Raw genomic sequence first — 22,928 nt, forward strand, 5'->3', positions numbered from 1 at the left:
TTATTCTCCCGCGCAGTAAACCGCAGTGTCCGCATACACCTGCTTCAGTTTGTAACCGTTGCCGGTAAAGTTGCTGGTGATGTTTTCGATCTGGTCGCGGTCCGCTTGATCTTCCGGTGCACGCAGGCACACCTGTTCAAAGACTTTGGTCACCTGGCACTGGGCGAAGGCCTGGCTGTTGGCCAGCTCCTGCCCCATGGACTTGGCACCATTGCCGGAGCCGGGCAGCGTTTCGCTCCAGCCCAGGTGCATGTTGGGTCCCTGCCGCCAGTAGTTGTCCCACTTGTCGTCGGGAATCACAAAGCCATAGGGGAAGGTGGCGCTGTTTATGTGGTTTTTGGCCTGTACGCGTGTGCCAGTTGCGGGGTCGGTATCGCCGCTGCGGTTGTAATCGATCTGGCCGTTTTCCCCGGTGGGGTCATTTTCCACATCGTAGGCGAAGTTGTAGTAGGCAAAGGCCTGGGCCATGGGATCCATGCCGCTGTGGCAGCCGATACAGTTGTTCTGGAATACCCGGCTGTCGCCACCGGGGCTGCGGCTCACATCCTGGCGAATGCGATCCGGCGGCCTTGAAGTGTCGTGCACCTGTTCCAGGTCCCGGCACAGGTGATTCATCAGGGTAAAGCGGAACATGGCGCGGTTGGTGCCCGCATAGAAAAACGCCTTGGCGCCGCCGCGGGTGGTCATCACCCCGGCGGTGGCCTCGCTGGGCAGGCCGGTTACGGAGGATTGGGGCTGGCGTTGGAGAGCGCTCTGTAGCGGATAACCACTGTTTTCCAAGGCTTCGTAATGGTTGTTGTTGCTGTTGCTGTAGGCCGGCAGGTTAAGCCCGGAGGCGCCGGTGCCGGTATAGAGGATGTCGCCGGAGAGAATCTCACGGAAGTCGACATCGTCGCGCACCATACCGATGACGGTTGCGGTGTAATCGTTCAGCGGCGCGAAGTTGTCACCGTCGCGGTTGGTCCAGGGCGTAACGAGGTTTTTCAGCGTGACGTTATAGAAGGCATCGTTGTCCATCGCGAGATGCGCCGCTACCTCGGCATTGCCATTGGCAATTTCTTCGGCCATGGCGGTGAGTACGCCCACGCTCGGCTTGACCCCGGTGAGACGACTGTGGATTTGCGCTGCCTGTTCTTCCGCTCCCGCCAGGGCCGGGTTGGCACTGATGGCGGCAAGGGTGCCAAGGCAGGCGGTCGCCGCGCATAGCAGGCGCGCAGCGGGCGATTTTATTTTCATGGTAATGATCGCTTTGGTGTTGTGCTTGTAGCGCAGCGTTTAATTGACTTTTGTAACAGTCAGGCAATTGGCAACGGATACTAATGAATGCACAAGGATTCACCAGCGGTAAAAATTTAAAGCGTGTGCTGGTTGGCAAAAACCATGTGCATCGCTTGAGACTAAGGCGGTCAATCGCGAGAATCAGGCGCAATTATTCTGTGTAAATATGGCAGACGTAAGTCCAGTTATAGCGACGTAAACAAGGTGAGTGTTCACTACGGAAAAGCTGATTGGAGACTTGGACGAGGGTACCTATTTGAATCATTTTTATACACAGCTGCGGACGATTGGCGGACTGTCTGCGCTATGGACGCTTGCGCTGCTGACGGGCTGTTCCGGTGGCAGCGGTGAAGGCTCCAGTCTCGGCGGTGGTGATCAGGCGCAGGATCCGGTGGTGGTGGATTACCCGGTAGCCTATGTGCGCCGCACGCTGAACCGGAACGAAGACGACCTGCTGATGGGTGACAGTATCTACGCGCCCTCTTCGTTTAATCCCGGCGCTGAACTGGTGCTGCGCGATCGCGCCACCGCCAGCGCCGATGAGCGGGTATTGACGGAAAATCTGTTCGTCAGCGACGAAGAGGCGGGAGTTATTTTCGAGGGCGGTTACGACGTTAAAGACCTGACGGTATCCGCCGATGGCAGCACCATGGCATTCGCCATGCGCGCGCCGGATATCGAAGGGCTGGATGACGATGAACAGCCCAGCTGGAATATCTGGCTGTACGATTTTGCTTCCGCGGAATTAAAGCGGGCCATCCAGTCTGACCTGATTGCCGAAGAAGGGGATGATATCGCCCCGGCATTTTTGCCCGATGGCCGCATCGTTTTTACCTCTACTCGCCAGCGACGCTCCCGTGCGTTACTGCTGGATGACAACAAGCCACAGTTTTCTGCCCTGGCGGAAAACCTGGATGAACCTGCCTTCGTACTACACGTGATGGAAGCGGATGGCAGCGATATTCGACAGATTTCCTACAACCAGAGCCACGATCTTTCCCCAACGGTTCTGTTTAATGGCCGCATCCTGTTCAATCGCTGGGACAATATGGGCGGTGTCGATCGCCTGAGCCTGTACACCGTCAAACCCGATGGCACCGACCTGCAGTTCCAATACGGTTATCACAGCCAGGCCACCGGCCTCAGTGCCAATCCGCAAAGTGACCCGGTTGTGGCCACCTTCAGTAAACCCCAGCAGATGCCAGATGGTCGCATTCTCGTCACCCTACGTTCCCCGGAGGGGATTACCTTCGGCGGCGATATGGTGGTCATCGATGCCGACAATTTCACCGAGGCCTACAGTGAGCCGGAGCAGGCGGGCGTGCTGCAGGGGCAGGAGTCTCTGTCGGTACTGCAGGTCATCACCGACGGTGGTCTCTCCCCCCACGGCCTGTTTGCCAATGCCTGGGCCTTTCACGATGGCACCAGCCGCCTGCTGGTCAGCTGGAGCGAGTGTCGGGTAATCGACCCGGAAACCGAGCTGCCGCAACCCTGTACCGAAGAGTGGCTGGCCACGCCGGATATCGTGCCCGCGGATCCGCTGTATGGTCTGTGGATTTACGACTATGTCGAGGGTACCCAGCGGCCCATTATCCAGCCGGTTGAGGGACAGATGATTTCCGAAGCCGTCACTGCGGATACCCGTCCGGTGGCCGAATTCGTTCCCGAGCCTATCCCCGGTATTGATATCGACCGCGACCTGGTGGATGAGGGAATGGCGATTCTGGATATTCGCAGCGTCTACGATTTTGACGGCGAGCCCGCACTGGATATCGCCGCGGTGGCAGACCCGCTGCAGACGTCCGCCGGCGAGCGCCCGGCGCGTTTCCTCCGAGTAGTGAAAGCGGTGGGGATTCCCGATCGCGATACCCTGGATTTCGACCGCAGTGCCTTCGGTCGCAACCGCAGCCAACTGATGCGCGAGATCATCGGCTACACCCCGATTCAGCCAGACGGTTCGGTGCGGGTGAAGGTGCCCGCGGATGTGCCGCTGGCGATTTCGGTGGTGGATGCCAATGGCCGTCGCATTGTCGGTCGTCACAACAACTGGCTGCAGTTCCGCGCCGGCGAAATCAGGCAGTGCCAGGGCTGCCACAGCCGCGACAGCGAAGTGCCCCACGGGCGTGACGATAAGCAGCCGGAAGCGGCCTGGGCCGGCGCGCCCACCAGCGAGGCGCCCTTCGCCAACACCGAGCCCGCGCTGAATGCACAAATGGGCGAGACCATGGCGCAACTGATGGCGCGGGTAGCCGGGCACCCGGTACTGGAAGGAGATTTGAAATTCAGTGACCTGTGGACGGATTCCGCGCTGCGGGCAAAAGACCCCAGCAGCGAACTGTTGATGAGCGAGTTGCTGACGCCGGCGCCGATCAGCGTCGCCTGCCAGAGCGCCTGGAGCGCGGATTGCCGCACGGTTATCCACTACCCCACCCACATCCAGCCCATCTGGGATCTGCCGCGGGAGATTACCGATGATATGGGCACGGTACTGGAAGACCGTACCTGCACTGGCTGCCACAGCAACCGCGATGCTGCCGGCATGGCCCAGGTACCGCCGGGGCAGCTGGACCTGCGCAGTGATCAGTCCGGCGTAAACACCAATTACAGTACCTCCTACGTGGAGTTGATCTTCGACAACCCCATTCAAGAGTTGCGCGACGGCGCGGTACAGAATGTGCTGGTGCAGGATACCGACGACAACGGCAACCTGCTGTTTGAAACCGATGAGGACGGCGAGTTAATTCTGGATGCCGATGGCAACCCGATTCCTGTTATGGTTACCGTCGACATTCAGCGGATCATGGATACCAATGGCGCGAATGCCAGTCGCTTCTTCGAGGTATTTGAAGCGGATGGCTTCCACGCCGGTGAACTGTCCGCTGCGGAATTGCGTTTGATTTCAGAGTGGCTGGATATCGGTGCGCAGTATTACAACAATCCCTTTGAAGCACCGGTCAACTGAGTCATGAATTGGCAGCCCGGAAAATATTCCTTCCGTATACTCTCAACGACATCCATGCGGCTGGCGGCACTGGTCGCCGGCCTGTTGTTTGTCGGTCCGCTCCTGGCCAGCGAGAGTCACGCGGATGGGCGAGATCTACAGGTGCAGGAAGATAGCGCGGGAGTTATTGATAGCTTCTCCGCACAGCAGTTCGGCGGGCGTCAGCCGGAAGGTCTTGCCAGCGACGCCGAGCAGGTGATCGTCGGCGCTGTATTCCTGAACCTTTACACCGGCCCCGGGCGCGGTTACGTGATTGATCACGTAGTGGAATACGGTGAGCCCCTGTGGCTGCTGAAACGCCGCACCGACTGGGTCAAGGTCATGACCCGCAGCGGTAAAACCGGCTGGGCAAAAATCGCTGAACTGGATGAAGTATATACCCCGGAGGGCGAGCAGCTGGTGGTGCCCACCCCGGGGATCGACGACTATCGTGAGCAGGGGCTCCGTCTCGGTTTTTCCTACGGGGATTTTGCCGGTGCCAACTCCCTGGGGGTGTCACTGGGGTATCGCTTTACCGCGAATCTTTCGGCGGAATTGCGCGCGGCGCAGACCATCGGTGCCTATTCCGATAGCCAGACCTATCAAGTGGCGGTATTGCACAAACCCTTCCCTCAGTGGCGGGTTTCGCCCTATTTTCTGCTGGGCACCGGTATCAATAGCACCTCCCCCAATGCCACCATCGTCGCCACCGAAGACCGCCAGGACACCACCATGCTGACCGGTGTCGGTGTTACCGCTTATCTTTCCCGTCGCTTTGCTTTGCGTGTGGAAGCTGCCAATCACTACCTGCTTACCTCGCGGGAAAACAATCAGGAGATAGTCGAATGGAAATTGGGATTCGACGTATTTATGTAACATTCGCCGGCTTGTTGCTGGCGGCGTCCTGTGCCAGTGGCGCCCTGGCTCAGGGAGATGAAGCAATCGACGAGATTATCTCGCCGGATCTGGAGCGGCGGGAAATTCGCGAAGCGAAAATCGACACCGAAGACTTCGAGTTAACCGTGTATGCGGGCGGTATCATCAGTGTCGAGGATTTCGGCAGCAGTCGCCTGATCGGCGGCAGCCTGGCCTACCATATCAACGAAGATTTTTTTATGGAGGCGGGCTACGGCCAGACCAAGCTGGGGGAAACCAGTTACGAAAAACTGAGCGGCTCAGCCCCACTGCTGACCGACGAAGAGCGCGAGCTCTCCATGTATAACCTGTCCCTGGCCTGGAACTTTATGCCCGGGGAAATTTTCATTTTCGACAAGTGGGCACTGAACAGTAACCTCTACCTGATCGGCGGCATTGGCAATACCAGTTTCGCCGATGAAGAGCACTTCACCTACAACGTCGGTGCCGGCGTGCGCGTGCTGGCCCAGGACTGGCTGGCCCTGCGCCTGGATGTGCGCGATCACATTTTCGAGCACGAGATTTTTGGCGAGCCACTGCGAACTAATAATCTCTCTACCCAGTTGGGCTTTTCGATCTATTTCTAAATTTGATTTCTGTACGGCTTATAAAAGAAAAAATGGAGTAACCCGATGCGTAACCTGATTGCCGCCCTCTGTACCAGTGCTGCCCTTCTCGCGGGCGCGCCGGCGCTGGCCAGTGCCCCCGCCAGCGACTTTACCCTGGCTTCCCTTAACGACGGCAACCTGAAGCTCAGCGAACAGCGCGGCGAAGTGATCATGCTGAACTTCTGGGCATCCTGGTGTGGGCCCTGTCGCGAGGAAATGCCGCTACTGAGTGATCTGCACGCGCGCTACGAGCCGGTGGGTTTTCAGGTGTGGGGTGTGAATGTGGATGCCAACCGCGAAGATGCCCAGGCTATGCTGAAAAAAATCCCGGTGGAATTTCCGGTGCTGTTTGATGCCGAGAGCGACGTCAGCAAGCTCTTTGGCGTTGAAGCCATGCCTACCTCGGTGTTTATCGACCGCGACGGCAAGGTGCGCTACGTGCACAAGGGCTACCGCAGTGGCGATGAGGCCGAGTACAAAAAAATCATCAAGGAATTGATCCGGGAATAATCCATGGCCAAGCGCTTCCTTATCTGCCTGTCTTTACCTTTGTTCGCGATTCTCGCCGGTTGCGAAACCGTGATGCCGGAGCCCTGGGTAAAACCTTACGAGCGGCACTATCTCGCGGACCCGATCATGAGTTTCGAGCGCGATCCGGTGGCCGCCGGCTACATGAACCACGTGTATGAAGCGCGCGAAGCCGCACGCGGTGCAGAAGGTGGATCCGGAGGCGGTTGTGGCTGCAACTAATTACAGAAAATGCCTCAGTGCACTAGCACTCTTTTTATTTTCTATTCACTCCTCTGCGGCGGTGTTGCCGGAGGAACGCGCGGATACCATGTACCACTCCTACAGTGGTGGCGGGGTCACCATTGATGGCCCTTCGGTGTTGGTGCGCAAGAATATTGGCAACAAGGTATCTCTTTCTGCCAATTATTATGTGGACATGATCTCCGGCGCTTCCATCGATGTGCAGGCCACCGCCAGCCCCTACAGTGAGCAGCGGGACGAGTATTCATTGGGCGCGGAATATCTGGTGGATAAAACCACCATGAGCCTGAGTTACACCAACTCCAGTGAAGACGACTACCAGGCCGAGACTGTCGGTTTCGGCATATCGCAGGATTTCTTCGGCGACCTCAGTTCATTGTCCATGCGCGTCAGCCTGGGTAGTGACGATGTCATGCGCAACGGCGACGAGGACTTTCTTGCCCAGGCCGAGCACCGTCGCTATTCCATCGGTTGGAGCCAGATTCTCACCACCAAACTGATCGCCGAACTAAGCGTAGAAACCGTGGCGGATGAGGGCTTTCTGAATAATCCCTATCGCAGCGTGCGCTACCTGGACCCCAATTCCGGAACCGGCTTCAGTTACCAGGCGGAACTCTACCCCACCACCCGCAACAGCGATGCCGTGGCACTGAGGGCCAAATACCACCTGCCCTACCGCGCAGCGATCAAAAGCGAGTACCGTCGCTATGCCGACAGCTGGGGCATCAGTTCCGACAACCTGGAATTCCGTTACACCCACCCCCTGGAAGCGGAAAACCTGATCCTCGAGGGCAAGCTGCGCTTCTACAAACAGACCGGAGCGGATTTTTACAGCGACCTCTTTCCCTACCTGGATGCCACCAACTTCCGCGCCCGCGACAAAGAGCTGAGCGACTTCACCAGCACCGCCATCGGCATCGGCGCTTCCTACCTGCTGCCGGAACGCTGGGCCCTGTTTGATCGCAAGAACACCGTTAATCTTTACTGGGACTACGTGCTGTTCGACTACGACGACTTCCACGATGTGCGCGTGCACACTGGCAGCGGCGACTACCTCCCCGGTGACGAGCCTGCCTACCACTTCAATGCCCACGTGGTGCGCCTCTTCTGGTCCATGTGGTTCTAGATGTTCTGATCAATTTGTGGGCAGTGGCTATCAGGTAGCTACATGCCCGCATGTTGAGTCTTCCTTTCTTGGCATCCCCACCTCTTTAGGGCTAACTGTGATGCGCATCACGCAGTCAATGTGATCATTATCCGATCGAGTTGGCAAAGTTTCTGAGAAAAATGACTAAAAAGGGCTATTGTCGGTTTTTTCCCCCATCGATAACCTCCCACCCGCGCGTATTGTTCTCTCCTCTCGTTTAGTGCTGTTTTTGAGTGCTGTGCTGACATGGATCTGCGAGAGGTGTTGATCCGCATAACGAAAAAGACTGCCAGCTCAGCCTTGCAACACCGATTGGTGGGCCGGAAATTTATTTAAATTTGGGGGATTCTATGTACAGCCGATTGCTACTCGCCTGTTCGTTTTCACTGGTACTCGCCGCCTGTGGTGGCGGAGGCGGCGGAGGTTCCGATAGTGGTGGTGGGAGCAGCAGTGGGGGATCCAGCTCTAGCTCCAGTTCTAGCAGTTCCAGTTCCAGTAGTTCTAGCTCCAGCTCCAGCTCCAGCAGCGGTGGATCCAGTTCCAGCAGTAGCTCCAGTTCTAGTAGCGGTGGCTCCAGCTCCAGCAGCAGTGGCGGTAGCGAAACCACTACTTTTGAAGTAACAACTGCGCTTGGGTTTGGCCTTGCTGCAGAACCGGCCACCGCAACGGTCGAAGAAGGCGCTACTGCCAGCTTTACCCTGTCTCAGGCTGACGCCGGCTATATCGTAGAAGATGTAATGGGCTGTGATGGTAGTTATGACGCCGTTACCGGTGTGTACACTACCGGCCCTATTTCTGCAGATTGTGAAATTGTGGCCAGCAGCCAACTCGCGGTGAACCTTGTTCCCTACACCATTACCGCAACTAGCCCGTCCATTGTGACAATGATTCAGCGAGTTGTTGATCGCACTAGTGGTGAGCCAGTCACTGTATTGGAAGTGGAAGACTTCATTGTGGAAGAGGACAACGCTCCGATTGTTCCGCGTGAGGCTTTCCTCGACCTAGAACCCATTGACCAGATTCCCTACCAGCTTGATACCGTATTGATGCTCGACGTCAGTGTGAGTCTGACTGCGGCCGACCTGGTGGAAGTGAAAGCCGCAGCGGCAAAAATTGTTGATAACCTGATTGAGAACCAGCGAATAGCGGTATATGTGTTTGACGATACTATTCGTATGGTAAGTACTTTCAGTAGCGATAAAGAGAAACTAAAAGCGGCAATCGACGGCATTACTGGCGGCGGTCCTTCTACCAACCTTTATGGAGCTGTGGCCGATGGCTTCAGCCGCTGGGATAACAGCTTCTCACTGAGCCAGGTAAATCATGGTGCGTTGATTCTTATTACCGACGGTAACGACTCTGCTGCTAAATCTACCCTTGACGCGGCGCTCTCTGTCAAAGGTGAAAAAGACTTCTTTGCCTTGACGGTTGGCAATGAAATCAACCTGGATCCGCTGGTTCAACTTGTTCTGGGCGAGAAGCTGGACGTCATCACCGATGCTGATCGTGAATTGGCATCTAAGCGTCTCTTCAGCGTGAATGACTACAGCGAAGTCGAGTATGGCCTTCAACAGATCACTGCCGAGGTAGAGCGCCTGACACAGGGCCTATATTTCCTCTACTACGCGACTCCCAAACGTGCAGGTGATCACAGCGTTACCATCAGCATTGAAAACAATTTGCTTTGCTCCGAGCTGGACGTGAACTGTGTCACCTCTCTTACCGGTAGTTTCGACGCGACTGGATTCACCAATGTAATGCCAGAACTGCTGTTTGCTGCTCCCAAGGATGCGCTGCTGCCTGGTGAGAGCTACGAGCTTTCTGCACGAGTGCGTTGGTCAAACCCGCCGTTCAATTTCATGTGGACGCTGGAGAACCTCGACGGTCAAATGAGCTTGGCAGTGGATTCTGAAGATTCCAGTAAGTCACTGCTGTCTATTGCTTCCGGGACTCAACTGAGTGAGGGTGCTGTGAAAGTCGAGGTGGCCGAGTTGCCCGATCTTTCCAAGCAAGCCAGTCTGCAGGTGGGTATTCCTGTACGTGGTCCGGATGGTTCCATTTCAGTGGATAGCGCTATAAACCTGCAGTCAGAACAAACCATTAGACTGACCGCCGAAATTTCCTGTGCACAGTGTCGCTGGTCTCTGGAAGATCCGTCGTTGGCCACTTTGTCGCAAGACACTGGTGAAAGCGTACAGATTACTGGCGGCACCAGTACCGGTGCGACCAAACTGACGGTTCGAGATCCCAATACCGGTATGGCGACCACCTACGCGGTAGAACTGGGCTTCCAGGTTGGATCCACTTCAGAGGGGCGAGTGGCTGCGAGCTATAGGACCTTCGCAATAAAGGCTGATGGCAGTTTGTGGCGCTGGGGTGCCAATGAAGTGCTGCCGATTCAAGTGGGTACTGAATCCAACTGGGTGAAAGTCGCCGACAATATAGGGCTGCAGGCCGATGGGACTCTCTGGTCTCTTCGCAATGTGAACGCTCCAGTTCAGGTTGACTCTGCAACCGACTGGAAAAATTTCACCGCCATTGGTACTAGCTCGTATTTGGCAACCAAGACCGACGGTAGTTTGTGGGCTTGGGGTAACAATCACTACGGAATGCTCGGCCTTGGAGACGAAGTGCATCGCGACGTCCCCACGCAAGTGGGCGAGGAAACCGATTGGGCAAATGTATTTGCTGGGTATAGCACCTCATTCGCAATCAAGTCCGACGGCTCTCTGTGGGCCTGGGGCTACAATAATGCTGGCGAGCTGGGTGTTGGTGATAGAGAAAACAAGCTCAGCCCTGCTCAGGTTGGTACAGATACCGATTGGTCCAGTGTGGTAGGTGGTTATTATCATACTCTCGCCATCAAATCTGACGGCAGCTTGTGGGCATGGGGACAAGGCAGTAATGGCAGGCTGGGTGTGGACAGCGAACTGTTGTCTGCAGGTTACCTCGCTGAACCTACCCAGGTAGGTACCGATACCGACTGGATAAACGCCGCCGCGGGATCCGCTCACTCTTTGGCCGTTAAATCGGATGGTACCCTGTGGGCGTGGGGACTGGGCAGCAATGGCCAGTTAGGGCTTGGCAGCACCATGACGGCAACCCAAACAGTTCCAGTGCAAGTTGGGCTGGAATCTGACTGGATCGATGTCGACGCCGATGAGGCCAGCTCTTTTGCCGTCAAATCAGATGGTTTCATCTGGGCATGGGGTAACAATGCCAATGGAAAGTTGGGCGTTGGTGATACCACCACCCAATACACTCCAGTGCCGGTAGGGCTTTAAGCAAAAGCAAACCGGTGCAGGAAATGATTTGACTGAATAAGGAAAATCATTTCCACTTTGAGAAAAGGGGCAATCCATAGTGGTTGCCCCTTTTTTATTGTCGAAGAATTCGTTTGCGGTAATTTAGGTAAATTTCACAGGCGGCAATTCAAACACGCTGATCAAAAAATAATTGTCACCCGCTAAAAAGCCCCCTAAAGTTCGCCCGCTCCCGGTGAGCACCGGCCTCTCTTGGTGACTTGCCCGCCACTGCCCAGCCCTATCCGGCAGTGTTTTACCTCTGAATTTGTTTGCCCCGGGTGGGTCTTATGCTCAGTTATCGCCACGGTTTTCACGCCGGCAATTTTGCCGATGTGCTCAAACACTGCGTGCAGGTGGAAGTTATTTCTTACCTGCAAAGGAAAGAAGCACCTTTCGACTATATCGATACCCATGCCGGTGCCGGCAGTTATGCACTGGCGTCGGACATGGCGCAGAAAAACTGCGAATACCTGAATGGTATCGGTCGCCTGTTCAAAACCAGTGAGCTGCCGGGGCTGCAGAATTACCTGCGCCTGATCGAGGGTTTGAACCCGGAGGGAGCGCTGCAGCAATACCCGGGTTCGCCGTTGATTGCCGCACAGATGCTGCGCCCGCAGGACAAGGCCTGGGCGTTTGAGTTGCACCCCAGCGATGCGGAAAAACTGCGACAGAACCTGCCCCGCGGGCGCCAGTACCAGGTGCGCGAGGAGGATGGTTTCAAGGGGCTGTCGAGCTTGCTGCCGAGTCGCGCCCGCCGCGCGTTGGTGTTGATCGATCCGCCCTATGAGCAGAAGGACGACTATCAGCGGGTGGTCGACGCGCTGAAATTGATCCATCGCAAGATGGCCACTGCGACGGTCGCCCTCTGGTATCCGGTAGTGGAGCGCCGCCGCATCGATGCGCTGGAGAAGCAGCTGGCGGCTACCGCTATTCGCAATATCGAATTGTTCGAGCTGGGTATCTGCGCCGACGCCGAGGGGCACGGCATGACTTCCGCCGGAATGATCGTGATCAACCCGCCCTGGACCCTGCGCGGGCAGATGGACCAGCTGCTGCCCCAGCTGGCGGCAGATCTGAGTGCCGATGGTGGCTCCCATTACCGCTGTGTGACCCTCGCTGCCGAATAGGGTTGCAGATCGGGAGTTACCAAAGAGGGGGCGGATCCCCCGGGGCGGCACGTCTCAACTTGTCACCCCGCAGATTCTTGTTGTATGTTTTCCGGCCAGAACAATAATCAAGCCGGAACGTGACCTGATTTTCGACGCTGGTTCTCTAACTGCTCATGCTGCTTTTGCAGAGCGTAGCGGTTGAGAGCGGTTTTGCGTGTCGCCATCGCGTATCCGGAATTCCCGCCAGCGTGCGGGGCAGCGATGACGACATGCCTATGTTCAAGACCTGCCACAGGTCATTCCGCACTTTGCTGTTGGCGGCACCAATCGGTGTCTGCCCACTGGCCGCTGCCGTGGCGGATAATGCTTTTTCGGCGTCGGAAACCGTCCATGCCGCTGCCAGTACGCCGTCGCCAGACACTGCCACCTCTACTTTCTATACCTTCGAAATTCCCCCGCTGCCGCTGGATCAAGCGCTGCTGGCGTTTTCTCGCCACACCGGTCTCGCAGTAATGCTTGGGGCGCAGCCGCAGAGCACACAGCTGGCGCCAGCGTTAAATGGCCGCTTTACCGCAGAGGCGGCGCTGGCCGCACTGCTCGGGCCGTCCGGGTTCCGCTACCGCCAGGTCGACGGCCAGGGAATGGTGATACTGCCGCCCAAGGCTCCGCAAAAGTTTCCGCAACAAGACGCTTCACCGGCAGCCACGCCAGAGACCCGGCCAATACTGGAAGAAGTGGAAGTGGTGGCGAGCAAACGCCGCACTAATCTGCAGCAGACCCCAATGACGGTGACGGCCCTCAGCGGAGCCACCCTCGAAGCGCGGAATATCGATAGCCTGGAGCAACTGGCCGCCGAGGTGCCCAGTCTGCAGGTGGCGCGCAACGGGGACCACACCGCGTCCATGCTGTATTTGCGCGGGGTCGGTTCCGACAATCACACCGAGGCGGGGGATTCCGGGGTGGCTACCCATGTGGACGGGGTTTTCAGCAGCCGTGTACAGGGTTCTGCGGTGCTGCTCTATGACCTGGATCGGGTGGAAGTGCTGCGCGGTCCCCAGGGCACCCTGTTTGGTCGTAATTCCACCGGTGGCGTAATCAATTACCACACGGCGCGCCCGGAGCCGGAGTGGTCGTCGGACCTGTCCGTGACCCTCGGCAATTATCACCAGCAGAAAGTCACCGCGGTTGCCAACGCACCGGTGACCGACAACTGGGCCCTGCGCTGGGCGGCGGTATCCGTACGCGCAGACAGTTATACCGAATATACCAGGGATTCGGTCTCTGCCGACCGCAGTGAGCGCTACAACAACACCGACCTGTTCAGCCATCGCCTCGGTTCCAGCTGGCAGATCCGCGATGACCTGCACTGGTGGTTGAGCTACGAGCGTTTCGAAGACCGCGGCGCCGGCAGCCTGCCGGTGGTGGATTACGATACCCCTGTCACCATCGACACCCCGGGTAAAACCCTGCTGAATCAGGACTCCCTGCGCAGTCGCCTGGAATGGACGCTGCCGGGCGGTGCGAGTCTTGCGTATATCGCCGGTCTCGGTACGCTGGAGCGCTCACAGGATTGGGATGCCGATGGCACCGGCGCGGTCGGCAGTGAAACGGACCCCGCCGTCTATCACCAGAGCAACCGCACCATCGGGTCCGAGTACCGCGGGCATCAGCACGAACTGCAATTGAAGAGCGATGACGAGCAGGACCTGCGCTGGATGCTGGCCTACTTCGGGTTTGAGGAACGAAACCGTATCCGCTTTGATCTCGAGCACCAGAATCCGGACGGCAGCGGCTGGGGTGGCGCCCCGGCGCACAGCTTCCAGCAACCGAATCGCGGTACCCGCCTCAGCGCCTTCTACGGCCAGCTGGATTACGATTTTACGTCGCGCTGGATGATCAGCCTCGGCGCCCGCAGCGGGCGTGACCAGCGCTACGACCGCGGCGGTCGCAATATCGCCTGCCCGGACCTGATCCGCAGCGACCGCGGGGGCGAGCTGGGGGAGATCGCCGTCAACCGCGCTTCCGCGGCCGCGGGGCAGTGCTATGTGGCCAACTATAACGACGTGGATCACACCTGGCAGAGCACCACCACCATGGCGCGGCTGTCCTACCGCCCGCTAGAAGACACCCTGTTGTATCTCCATTACGCCGAGGGCTTCAAGCCCGGTATTGTGCAGGACGGCGCCAGCCTCAAAGGAACATTCAGCGGCCCCCAGGACCCCGCATTCGAGTCGGCCCTGCAGGCCCTGGTCGCGCGCAACAATGCGGGTGAAGCCTACGTTGGCCCCGAAACCAGCACCAATGTGGAGTTGGGTTTCAAACTCGGGCTGCTGGATGGCGCCATGACCCTGAACGGCGCCCTGTTCGATACCCGCTACCGGGATTTGCAGGTCTCCGGTGTTGCCGTCGAAGAGGACGGCACCGAGCTGATCCGCAGCACCAACGCGCCCTCGGCCACCATTCGCGGCCTGGAACTGGAGCTCAACTGGGCCAGCAGCCGCAACGGCCGCGTCACCGGGTTCCTATCGTGGCTGGATGCCCACTACAACCGCTTCCTCGCCGTGGATAACGAATTCCCCGGCTACGGCCAGACCTGGAATCCCGATGCCGGCAATGCAGAGATCCCCGATCTGGTGGACTTCAGTGGCAATCAGCTGAAACAGGTGCCGGAGCTGAGTCTCGGCCTCAACTACCGCCACCAGTTGCCTCTGGGTAGCTGGGGGCGGGCGACCGCGCGGCTTGGCCTGCACTATGCGGATGCCATGTATTTCGCCGAAGCCAATCGCGGCGATCGCGACGGCCTGCTGCTCGACAACCAAAGCGGAGAATGGCTGCCTGATCCTGCCGGCCCCGCGCGCAATATCGACCGCCGCCCGGCCAACAGCCTGTGGAGCGCCGGCATCAAACTGGAGCCACTTGCGGGCAACTGGTGGCTTGACCTCTACGGCGAAAATCTCACCAATATCGCCGCCGCCAACGATGTACAGGAGGCCGATGCCGCAACACCCGTTTACTACTATGGCGCGCCGCGCATGTTCGGATTGCGTGTTGGCTTGCGGTTCGATTGATTTGGCTCCGATTATTTTTCAAAAGGGGGACGATTGCCGAGGCCTGGCCGTCATACCGGCGAGAGAAGTAGATTTCGCTAAAGCAAGCAGCCAAATACAACAAAAATGATGGTGAAGAGAATCCATGGCGACAGCATGGGCCAGCCAATTGGCGACCGATAACGACAAAGATCTGGATTATTACTACCGCGAGTATCACCAGGAGCTGTGTCGATACGCGGTAAGCAAGTTCGGATTGTCGTACAGCGAGGCCGAAGATCTGGTGCAGGAAGCGTTTGCGCGGATGGCGCCCCAGCTCCGCGTCGGCGACATAGAGCACGTCAGGGCTTTCCTGTATCGCGCAGTGCACAACGCCACCATAGATACCTTGCGCAAAGGGCAGGTGCGCGAGAGTTATGCGCAATCGGTACAGGGCGATCCAGATCGCGAACAGGACAGTCGCAGCCCCGAGCGGGTGGCTTCCGGCCGCCAGTTTCTGGGACTGATCAGCCGTGCCCTGTGGAATATGCCCCACAAGCGGCGGCGATTATTGTTGATGAATCGTGTCGATGGACTCTCCTACGCGGAAATCGCGCGCCGGGAAGGGCTCTCGGCAACAGTAGTGAAAAAGCACGTAGCGAAAGCCCTGGCTGGCTGTCAGGAAGCGCTGCGTGTGCACGGTGGAGAATTGTGATGACGGCTGGGAACAGTCACCCGCAGCGTGATATCCGGCAGGTGGAAGCCGAGGCCCGCGAGTGGTTTATGCGCCGCAGTGAGCGCGCTTTGGATAGCAGTGAGCAGTCTGCGTTTGATGCCTGGATGCAGCAGGCACAGAACCGCGGTGCCTACCGGCGTCTGCAACAGATAGATCGCAGCCTCGCGGCGCTGGCCGCCAGTGAAGAGGGCGCGCGCCTGCGCCAGCCGCTTGGCTTCGGCAGCCTGTTGGCAAAGCTGCAGGGTTTTCTCGGTGTCTCACCGGTAACCGGCCTCGCCTTCGCCTGCACCCTGATGCTCGCCGTCGGCACCCTGTACCTGGCGCCCTGGCAAAGTGAGCCCGCCGCCCAGGCGTACACTTCGGCACTGGCCCAGGTGCGCAACATCACCCTGGAGGACGGCAGCGAAGTTACCCTGGGGGGCGATACTGCCATCGAGACAAGCTTTTCAAGTGGTCGGCGCGACGTAAAATTGTTGCGAGGACAGGCCTTCTTCCGCGTTTCCAAAGACCCGACCCGGCCTTTTTATGTCATCGCCAAGGGTGCCGAGGTACGCGTGGTTGGTACGCGCTTTGATGTGCGCAGCGGCAGTGAAGTGAAGGTAACCGTTGAGGAAGGTATTGTGGATGTCGCCCGGCAGAAGGAGTCGGGCAATGCGCCGGCGGATAAAGTCCGCCTGCTCGCTGGCCAGCAAGTCAGTGTCAGTGAATCCCGATTGAGTCCGGTGCGCAGTGTGGAATCGGGCCGGGTGGCCGGCTGGCGCCAGGGCAAATTCAGTTACCGCGATGCACCTCTGTCAGAAGTGGTCGCCGATGCCAACCGCTACCGCAAGCACCGCATTATTATCGGTACCCGCGAACTGGAAAAACTGCGGGTAACCACTGCATTTAATGCCGACCAGGCGGATACCCTGGTGGCGATGCTGGAGCAGTCGTTACCGGTCCGGGTATTCAAAGAGCCAGACGGGCGCGTGGTTATCTGGCCGGGAACCGTGGATGAATAGCCGCGCATAGCGGACAAAAAAGCCCGGGCAATCTATGAATGCCCGGGCTTTTTTGTATGGGTGCGGTTGGGTCAGGGGGCGTCTGGGACGCTTAGATAATTACTTTCAGAATAGTTACTTCCAGAACTGCCACCACTTCTTGCTGTTCTCAGCACGTGCGGCCTGGCCCTGTTCGGATCCCTTGTCCATTTCCTTGCGTTCCTGCTCTGCCTTCTTGGCGCTCTGTGCTTCGAGCCCCTTGGGCATTTTTTCCTTGCCTTCTTCCGTTGGTTCTTCTGCGCTATTGCGCTTTTCCTTGGCTTTCATCGCCTTGTCTTCTGCCATCTGGCGCTTTTCTGCAGCTATCAAAGCCTGCTTTTCCGTGCCGGTTTTGGCTTCCGCAGATACCTTGGCTTCCTTCATTTCCTTGCCGGTAACGTCAGGCTTGTCGGCCAGGGCTGGCGCAGAAAATACCAGGCTGATCACCGCGGCGGTAAGAATCTTGTTCATGGTTTCTCCAACAATTGTGAAAATTTGTAGGGGTAATTCTGACGTATGTGGATGAATTTATGCTGAACGAAAGGCTTGATAGTGTGATGGGGTTATCGTTCTCTGTATTTAAAGTGCGATTCACCGGGAGCTGATTTTGTGGATTGGTTCGTCGCGGAAACTGCTGGGGTAAGCGCCTGAAAATCTGCAGTATGCTGCTTAAGCTTGCGAGATGGACTTCACTTGATAAAGTCAGAGTGTTCTATGTGTTTGCGCTTCAAATACTTTGTGCGTTGTATATATTGATTGTGCATGCACATTCTATTATTCCAATTCGTATCACTATCTGTTTCGGAGCTTGACCTGATTGCGGAGTCTTCCAGTTTGCACTGTACAATTGAATCTTCATGCCATTTAATTTGTGCATCTTCCAGATTACCAGTGACACTGGTAATGCTTGAGAGTAGCTTAAGATATTCCGTCTCTAGACTTTGCTTGGCGCTATTCTCGAAAAACTCTAAACACTTGCTTGCATAATGTCTGTATTGGGCGCTTGCTTTGAGGCTCTTGCACTCAAATATTTCTGTAGCTTCGAAATTAAAGCTCCCACTATTAACACCAAACTTCTCAGCCCAGCTTGGGCCAGAGAGAAGAATAAATAAAACGAAAATAATACGTTTCATGGTCTTGTTCCTTTGTATTGTTTGAGCAGGTTAAATATCTTCGAGCACTTTCTTGTTCGGGTTGGATGGGGGGAGGCTGTCGATGAAAGCCTGCGCTTCTCTTACTCTGCGCTGGTTCTCCTCGCTCAGCTGGTGGTAGGGCGTGTCTATCCCCAGGTAGCGATCCGGATTTGGGATGGAAATCAGGTGGTACCTCGGTGTAAATTCGAGAGGTGTTAATACAAAGCTGTCGCCACCCAGAATAAAAAATCTCCCGGTAATTGTCCTGAAAGAGTGTCGACTGATTTTTTTGAGCTTTTGGTGTTCCTCGGCATCGTTACCATCGAGTTCCTGGTATTTGCGGTGCAGATTACCGGGATTGATTGCTTCGCCGGTATCCGGGTTGAAATGCCAGACGTATGCGCGCAGTTCAATTTTGAGCGTCCGGCGAATCTCGTCTTTTTCGAGTGGCTTGCTCTGTGGCGCCTTGGCCGTTGGCATCGTTTTCCCGGTTACTCGCTCCCAGTCCTTCCAGATTCCCTCCCAGTGAATAGATCCGCCTGATTGATCCCTGTTGACCTTGAGAGTCACTACATCCATTTGTTGATCTTCGAATGGATTGAGGGTGAATTCATTGTTTTCGGATTCGAGTAGCTTGGTGTTGACGCGGACAATGCGGTAGCGGGACGCGTAGTAGATTTTTCGGTCGATGGAGGGCTGGTTGTATTGGTAGATTCTTTGTTCTTCTTCGGGAGTTACCTGTTCGAAGAGTTTTTGCGGTTCGGCCGTTGCCAGTGGCGACAGGCAGAGGAACAGGAGGAGTCTGAAGAGGTTGGGCATGGGTGCACTAGGGATTGGGGGCTTTAGTGCAGGGTAGTCGAGTTGAAGTGATGCCGGGCTTCTGCGGGGGCGGAAGAATCGTAATAGCCTAAGGGCTATTACGACCCTGCGGGCTTCGCACTTCGTGCTCGTTGCAAATCGCTGGCGCGATTAGTCGAACCGCGGTGGTTCTCAGCCGGCTCCGGACAACGGATACAAAAAAAGCCCCATTCTTGCGAATGGGGCTTTTTTTGTATGGTGCCCAGAGGCGGAATCGAACCACCGACACGGGGATTTTCAATCCCCTGCTCTACCGACTGAGCTATCTGGGCTTCGCTTTATTCGGGGTGTCCCCTGCAGCGAGGCGCGTATTAAACCTGCTCTTCTGGGGGAGTCAACCCCTTGATTGATAAATAGTTTTTTCAGTTGGTAAGCGGTTGCTTACTTGTCGCCATCTTGCTCGGGTACATAGCCGTCAGCGGCGTCGTAATCTTCGCCGCTGAAGAATTTGCTCATCTGTTCTGCCAGGTAGGCGCGGGAGGAGGGCTCCATCATGTTGAGGCGTTTTTCATTGATCAGCATGGTCTGGTGGGCCATCCACTCCTGCCAGGCTTTGGCGGAGACGTTCTCAAAGATGTCCTGGCCTTTGGGGCCGGGGAAGGGCGGATTGGGGAGGCCTTCCAGTTCTTCCTGATATTTGCGGCAGAAGACGGTACGGGACATGGGTTCTCCTAACTTATTCAGCACGGGGCCAGCAAAGGGTCCCGAAACGCTACGAGCTGTTTAACCAGCTTGGCAATGGGTGCCGGCAATCCGAGATCCTGTCCGGATCTGGGCCGGTCGAGCTGGCGCAGTTTATACCAGCCGCTGGCTCCTTCTGCCACCTGTGCGGGTTTGCGCGGCAGACTTATCCACACCGGGTGGATATCCAGGTGAAAGTGGCTGAAGGTGTGGCGCATGGGCGGCAGGGCCTGAACCTCGCTGGCATCCAGGTCTTGTGCGGCCAGCCACTCCTGGGCGCTGGCTTCGCCGCCGTCGTCCCCTTCCAGCTGTGGTGGTATCCACAGGCCGCCCCAGATGCCGCTGGCGGGGCGCTGTTCCAGGTAGAGTTCGCCGTCGTGCTCGATCAGCAACAGGGTAGTCTGGCGCTCAGGCTTTTCCTTTTTGGGTTTCTTGCCCGGGTAGTCGGTGGGGTTGCCCTGGGCGCGGGCGATGCAGTGGCTCTCGAAAGGGCAGCGCTCGCAGGCGGGTTTCGAGCGGGTGCACAGGGTGGCGCCGAGGTCCATCATCGCCTGGGTATAGTCACCGGTGCGCTCCTCGGGCGTGTAACGCTCGGCAATGTCCCACATCTTTTTGGCTACGGCGGTTTGCCCCGGCCAGCCTTCGACCGCGTGTATACGAGCCAGCACCCGCTTCACGTTGCCATCCAGGATCGCCGCTTTCAGGCCCATGCTGATGCTGGCGATGGCGCCGGCGGTGGAGCGGCCGATTCCGGGTAACTCCGCCAGTGCTTCCACATCCCTCGGGAATTCACCACCGTGCTCGCTGACCACTGTCTGCGCGCACTTGTGCAGGTTGCGCGCGCGGGCGTAGTAGCCGAGGCCGCTCCAGTGGGCGAGTACCTGATCCTGGCTGGCGGAAGCCAGCGCCTGCACTGTGGGAAAAGATTCCATAAAGCGCAGGTAATACGGAATAACAGCCGTGACCTGGGTTTGCTGCAGCATGATCTCTGACACCCACACCCGGTACGGGTTGATGTTTTGCTGCCACGGCAGGTCGTGGCGACCGTGCTGGTCGAACCACTTGAGCAGGGCTTGCTGGAAGCGGGCTGGCGTCTTGGGCTTAACCGGAAGCTTGGTATCTGGATCGGATTTGGACATGGTCTGAAATGAAAATGGGCACCGCGAAGGGTGCCCATGCTACTGCTTTCTGGCTATTCGTCCTACCGGCGATTGCCGACTGGCAACGACCGAGAGTGATTAGTCCCCCCGGTTGAACAGCCCTTTGAACTTGTCTTTCAGTTTGTCTTTCAGCTCTTCGGTCTTTTCGCGGGCTTTGTCGCCGTACTCTTTCTCAGCTTTGTACTTCAGTTCGTCGCGGATCAGGTCGTCGATGCGGCGGCTGTCGGGTTTGCAGGTGCTGGCGCCGGCCTCGTTGAAGGCCGCTTTGCAGCGCAGGGGCAGCGGGCGATTGCGCCAGCGGCTGTTCTGGACCGAGCAGCCATTGCCCGAGGTCTTCTCACCCACGAGGGCCAGGCCCAGGGCGAAGTCGAAATCCTGTTGCTCCAGGTTAACGGTACCGTCGCCGGAGAGGGCGATATTTTCGATACCGGCGTTGATGCCCTCTACCTTGGCGACATCACCGTTCAGGTTCACGCTGGCGCGCAGGTCCTGCAGGCGGGTTTGCGCCGGCCACTCTCTTTCCGGCATCGCGGTTTTTTCCGCGTAACTCACCAGCTGGCACATGCCCTTTTCAAGGTTGAATGGTGCCAGTGCCAGCTCGGCGGCGTTCAGCTGTACCGCTGCGCGCAGGTTTTTCTGCAGGGCCAGGGTGTCGGCACCGTTCGTCTGGCCTACCCAGGTAAGGTCGGTTTTACCGGACAAGGTGACCTTTTTCTGGTTGGCCGCTTCCGGTTCGTCGCTGGCGAACAGGGCTTCCTGCACCTTGGAAATTTCCACACCGGTAAGGCCGCCGCTCAGTTCACCGCGGGCGGAGGCGCCGCGGGCATTAAATACGCCGGTGCTGTTCAGCTGGCCGCCGTAGAGTCCAGCTGCCAGCTGGTTGAGCTGATACAGGCCGTTATTGACGTTAACTGCCAGCTGCGGCTTGTCGATTTCAAAATCCAGTGCATGCAGCTTTTCGAGGGTCAGGTTCAGGCGTGCATTGAAGCCGCGCATGGCTTCCAGCGGCAGCGGTACCGGTTGTGCGGCGGCAACATCGGCGGCCAGCGCATCTTCCTCCGGGGTGGCTACCGGGGGCGGTAGGTAATCGTCCACATTCAGGTCGCCACCGGTCAGGGTCAGTGCGACCGAGGGAATGTCGCCGGCCTGATAGCTGGCGCTGCCATTAAACGCGTGATCGTCCAGTTTCAGTTGCAGCGGCTCCAGGTTCAGCTGTTTATCGGTGCCGCTGATGTCGGACTCGATACTGAATTTTTTCAGGGCGCTGGTACTCTGGGCCTTGTACTCGCTGCCCACCGCGGCGAGCCAGCCGGTCAGGGGCTCGGCCTTGGCATTCAGGTTGAGTTGAATCTGCCAGGGGGCGTCGGCCTCAACCCGGCGCACATTGCCGCGCAGGGTCACTTCCGCTTCCGAACCTTTGGCGCCGGTGAGTTTGATATTGGCAGGCTGCACCCGCAGGCCATTGAGGCCCTCATCGATGGCGAGGGTGCTGTGAATATCGAGATTTACCGGGTCCGGGAAATCGCTGCCCGCCAGCTCCGCGCTGAGCTGCACGTCACCGGGCTTGCCACCCGGCACCAGATTGTCTGCGGCGATGCGCAGTTTGGTGATGGCGTATTCGGAGCCGGCCTGCATATCGCGGTAGCGCAGTGCGCCATCTTCCAGACGCAACTGCTCGAGGGCGATTTCGAGACCGGAGGCTGCGGAAGATTCTTCCTCGGGAACGTCCAGCTTGGGTGGCTGTTCTTTTTTCTGCTGTGCGTCGAGCTTGGCTTTTGCCTCTATGGCATCGGTAATCAGCTCCCAGTTGCCCTTACCGTTTTTGTCCACGGTAAGTTCCACTTGCGGGCCAATCAGGGCGATCTCTTTCGCCTCGATGCGTTTGTCCAGCAGGGGCATCAGCGCCACACCCACGGCAACGCGGTCGGCTTCCAGCAGGGATTCACTGGGCAGTGCCAGTGGCGCGACTTTCACGCCCTCCAGTTTGAGCGCGATGTTGGGCCAAAGTTGCCAGCCGATGTCGCCATCGAGGGTCAGCGCAATGCCCTGATCCGCAGCCAGCTGCACGATTTTGGGTTTGTACTGGTTGGCGTCGAGGCCGGAGAGGAACCAGGCAATAACGCCGGCAAAGAGAACAAAAAGAACAACGAGGGTAATCAGTCCGCGTTTGATCCAGGCCATACAGGGCGCATCCTTATTCTG

18 protein-coding genes and 1 tRNA gene are annotated in these 22,928 nt (G+C 57.6%); 11 read left to right on the plus strand and 8 right to left on the minus strand.

The genetic code is table 11. The features are described 5' to 3' along the window. The gene (locus GRX76_RS03775; protein ID WP_236250538.1) at nt 1-1,236 is read right to left on the minus strand and encodes a hypothetical protein; all 1,236 of its coding nucleotides are present in this window, start codon (nt 1,234-1,236) and stop codon (nt 1-3) included. Between the two features lie 298 nt (nt 1,237-1,534). Between GRX76_RS03775 and GRX76_RS03780 the strand changes: the two genes are divergently transcribed. From GRX76_RS03780 to GRX76_RS03830, 11 genes are all read left to right on the plus strand, one after another. Next, entirely contained in the window at nt 1,535-4,240 is a 2,706-nt protein-coding gene (locus GRX76_RS03780; protein WP_160152091.1) for a PD40 domain-containing protein, read from the plus strand. Nucleotides 4,241-4,243: 3 nt separating this feature from the next. Then, nucleotides 4,244-5,134 (plus strand): SH3 domain-containing protein, encoded by an 891-nt coding sequence (locus GRX76_RS03785; protein ID WP_236250539.1) that lies wholly within the window; start codon nt 4,244-4,246, stop codon nt 5,132-5,134. After that, on the plus strand, nt 5,104-5,760 hold the full coding sequence (locus tag GRX76_RS03790; protein WP_160152092.1) for an outer membrane beta-barrel domain-containing protein: 657 nt from the start codon (nt 5,104-5,106) through the stop codon (nt 5,758-5,760). Before GRX76_RS03785 ends, GRX76_RS03790 begins: the two co-directional genes overlap by 31 nt. Nucleotides 5,761-5,805: 45 nt before the next feature. Further along, nucleotides 5,806-6,291, plus strand: a complete 486-nt coding sequence (locus tag GRX76_RS03795; protein ID WP_160152093.1) for a TlpA disulfide reductase family protein — start codon at nt 5,806-5,808, stop codon at nt 6,289-6,291. 72 nt (nt 6,292-6,363) lie between these two features. After that, complete coding sequence (locus GRX76_RS03800) at nt 6,364-6,531, plus strand: DUF4266 domain-containing protein (RefSeq protein WP_201276963.1); 168 nt, start codon at nt 6,364-6,366, stop codon at nt 6,529-6,531. After that, nucleotides 6,518-7,678 (plus strand): DUF3570 domain-containing protein, encoded by a 1,161-nt coding sequence (locus tag GRX76_RS03805; RefSeq protein WP_370463945.1) that lies wholly within the window; start codon nt 6,518-6,520, stop codon nt 7,676-7,678. Before GRX76_RS03800 ends, GRX76_RS03805 begins: the two co-directional genes overlap by 14 nt. Nucleotides 7,679-8,049: 371 nt before the next feature. Then, nucleotides 8,050-10,983, plus strand: coding sequence for a VWA domain-containing protein (locus GRX76_RS03810; protein WP_160152095.1), 2,934 nt, complete (start codon nt 8,050-8,052; stop codon nt 10,981-10,983). Nucleotides 10,984-11,291: 308 nt separating this feature from the next. Then, nucleotides 11,292-12,131, plus strand: coding sequence for a 23S rRNA (adenine(2030)-N(6))-methyltransferase RlmJ (locus GRX76_RS03815; RefSeq protein ID WP_160152096.1), 840 nt, complete (start codon nt 11,292-11,294; stop codon nt 12,129-12,131). A 155-nt stretch (nt 12,132-12,286) separates the two neighbouring features. After that, on the plus strand, nt 12,287-15,181 hold the full coding sequence (locus tag GRX76_RS03820; protein ID WP_160152097.1) for a TonB-dependent receptor: 2,895 nt from the start codon (nt 12,287-12,289) through the stop codon (nt 15,179-15,181). A gap of 124 nt (nt 15,182-15,305) precedes the next feature. Then, nucleotides 15,306-15,854, plus strand: a complete 549-nt coding sequence (locus GRX76_RS03825; protein ID WP_160152098.1) for an RNA polymerase sigma factor — start codon at nt 15,306-15,308, stop codon at nt 15,852-15,854. Continuing rightward, on the plus strand, nt 15,854-16,876 hold the full coding sequence (locus GRX76_RS03830; RefSeq protein ID WP_160152099.1) for a FecR domain-containing protein: 1,023 nt from the start codon (nt 15,854-15,856) through the stop codon (nt 16,874-16,876). Before GRX76_RS03825 ends, GRX76_RS03830 begins: the two co-directional genes overlap by 1 nt. A 114-nt stretch (nt 16,877-16,990) precedes the next feature. Here the strand turns inward: GRX76_RS03830 and GRX76_RS03835 are convergent, their stop codons facing one another. From GRX76_RS03835 to GRX76_RS03865, 7 genes are all read right to left on the minus strand, one after another. Beyond that, nucleotides 16,991-17,365 (minus strand): hypothetical protein, encoded by a 375-nt coding sequence (locus GRX76_RS03835; protein WP_160152100.1) that lies wholly within the window; start codon nt 17,363-17,365, stop codon nt 16,991-16,993. Nucleotides 17,366-17,583: 218 nt separating this feature from the next. After that, entirely contained in the window at nt 17,584-18,027 is a 444-nt protein-coding gene (locus GRX76_RS03840; RefSeq protein ID WP_160152101.1) for a hypothetical protein, read from the minus strand. A gap of 30 nt (nt 18,028-18,057) precedes the next feature. Then, nucleotides 18,058-18,846 (minus strand): hypothetical protein, encoded by a 789-nt coding sequence (locus GRX76_RS03845; RefSeq protein WP_160152102.1) that lies wholly within the window; start codon nt 18,844-18,846, stop codon nt 18,058-18,060. 235 nt (nt 18,847-19,081) lie between these two features. Further along, nucleotides 19,082-19,157, minus strand: a tRNA-Phe gene (locus GRX76_RS03850). A 109-nt stretch (nt 19,158-19,266) separates the two neighbouring features. Continuing rightward, nucleotides 19,267-19,548, minus strand: coding sequence for an oxidative damage protection protein (locus tag GRX76_RS03855; protein ID WP_160152103.1), 282 nt, complete (start codon nt 19,546-19,548; stop codon nt 19,267-19,269). Nucleotides 19,549-19,565: 17 nt separating this feature from the next. Then, nucleotides 19,566-20,705, minus strand: coding sequence for an A/G-specific adenine glycosylase (gene mutY / locus GRX76_RS03860; protein ID WP_160152104.1), 1,140 nt, complete (start codon nt 20,703-20,705; stop codon nt 19,566-19,568). Between the two features lie 99 nt (nt 20,706-20,804). Continuing rightward, on the minus strand, nt 20,805-22,907 hold the full coding sequence (locus tag GRX76_RS03865; RefSeq protein WP_160152105.1) for an AsmA family protein: 2,103 nt from the start codon (nt 22,905-22,907) through the stop codon (nt 20,805-20,807). Nucleotides 22,908-22,928: the final 21 nt, after the last annotated feature.

The organism is Microbulbifer sp. ALW1 (assembly GCF_009903625.1).
In the GTDB taxonomy this organism is placed as follows: domain Bacteria; phylum Pseudomonadota; class Gammaproteobacteria; order Pseudomonadales; family Cellvibrionaceae; genus Microbulbifer.